Below are 1,536 nucleotides of genomic sequence, written 5' to 3'. Positions count from 1 at the left end.
GTACGGCGGGCGCCCGGGCCTGGGGCTGACCCGGCAGGCGCTGCATGCGGCTCGCCTCGGTTTCGCGCACCCGGTGGACGGCCGGCCGATGCAGTTCGAGGCGGCCCCGCCTGCCGATCTGGCGCAGGCCTGGCAGCGGGTGATCGAGGCCTCCGAGAAAGCCCCGTGACAGGGTCATCCGAGGGCCTATACAATGGCGCACAATCGCTGCCACCCAGGGAGCGATGATGCGAACTGCAGCGCCGACGTGAATGGCGCGCAGACTGGTTCTCAGCGCCAAGCCGTCAAGACGGCGCTCCGAACCAGACGCTCCACACTCGACAGCCTTTGCCAACCCAGCGACAACCCGGTGCGTCCACCGGCACGCCGCGGGATTCGAGCGAAGGCCGATGCGAGCGGAGCCAGCCCCCTGAATGCCTGCCGGCCGAGCCGGCTGAGGATGTGAACGAACGTCAATGAACACACAGGATGCAAAGCGCGTCCTTGAGACCGCGCTCATCTGCGCCCAGCAGCCGATGCCCATGCGTGACATGCGCGCGCTGTTTGCCGACGAACTCGGCCCCGACACCCTGCGTGCCCTGCTCGACGAGCTGATGCGCGACTGGGAGGAGCGCGGGGTCGAGCTGGTGGCGCTGGCCCATGGCTGGCGCTTCCAGAGCCGCCCGGAGATGCGCGAATACCTCGACCGGCTGAACCCGGAGAAGCCGCCGAAGTACTCGCGGGCCGTGATGGAAACGCTCGCGATCATCGCGTACCGCCAGCCGGTCACGCGTGGCGACATCGAGGACATCCGCGGCGTCACCGTCAGCAGCCAGATCGTCAAGCAGCTCGAGGACCGCGGCTGGATCGACGCGATCGGCTACCGCGAGGCCCCGGGCCGCCCGGCGCTGTACGCGACGACGAAGCAGTTCCTCGACGACCTCGGGCTGGCCAGCCTGGAGCAGTTGCCGATGCTGCAGAGCTCGACGCTGAACCCCGGGGCGATGGCCGAGGCGCTGGCCGGCCAGCCGTCGCTGCTGGAGCCGGAGCAGGGCGCGCTGCCGCTCGACGGCGAACTGGCGATCGAGGTGTCGCTCGACGCGCCCGTCGAAGAACCCCCTGTCGAAGCTCCTGTCGAATCCCCCACCGAATCCCCTGTCGAATCCCTCGCCGAACCGGTCGCCGACCTGGCGGCCGTTCCCCCCACCCCTTCCCATTCCGAGCCAGCGGCAGATGCCGCCCCCGAGGACACACCGCATGAACCAAGCTGACGACTCTTCGACGACCCTGCCTCCCGACGCCGAAGGCGGCGAGGCCTCGGCCGCGAAGCCCAAGCGTCGCCGCACGACCAAGGCCGCGGCCACCGACGCACCGGCGACGGCTGCCGAGGCCGCACCGGCGGAAGCTGCTGCGGGTGATGCCGCCGAGGCCGCACCGAAGCCGGCACGCAAGCGCAAGTCGGCAGTGAAGGTCGAGGCCGATGCCGATGCGGGTACCGAGCCCGCCGCCGCGGCCCCGGTGGCCGAGCCGCTGATCCAGGTCGAGACGAAGCGGCCC

1 protein-coding gene and 1 pseudogene are annotated in these 1,536 nt (G+C 70.5%); both read left to right on the top strand.

Annotated elements, in window-relative coordinates; genetic code table 11:
* Positions 1–521: 521 nt before the first annotated feature.
* On the top strand, positions 522–1,250 hold the full coding sequence (gene scpB / locus AC1DXV_RS34475; protein ID WP_477873626.1) for an SMC-Scp complex subunit ScpB: 729 nt from the start codon (positions 522–524) through the stop codon (positions 1,248–1,250).
* A pseudogene (locus tag AC1DXV_RS34470) lies at positions 1,237–1,536 on the top strand (hypothetical protein); the annotation flags it as partial. The gene scpB and the pseudogene AC1DXV_RS34470, both read left to right, overlap by 14 nt.

This window comes from Rhizobacter sp. P3_C12 (assembly GCF_056402735.1).
The sequence above is the reverse complement of the archived record's forward strand: the minus strand, read 5'-3'. Positions and strand labels throughout refer to the sequence as shown.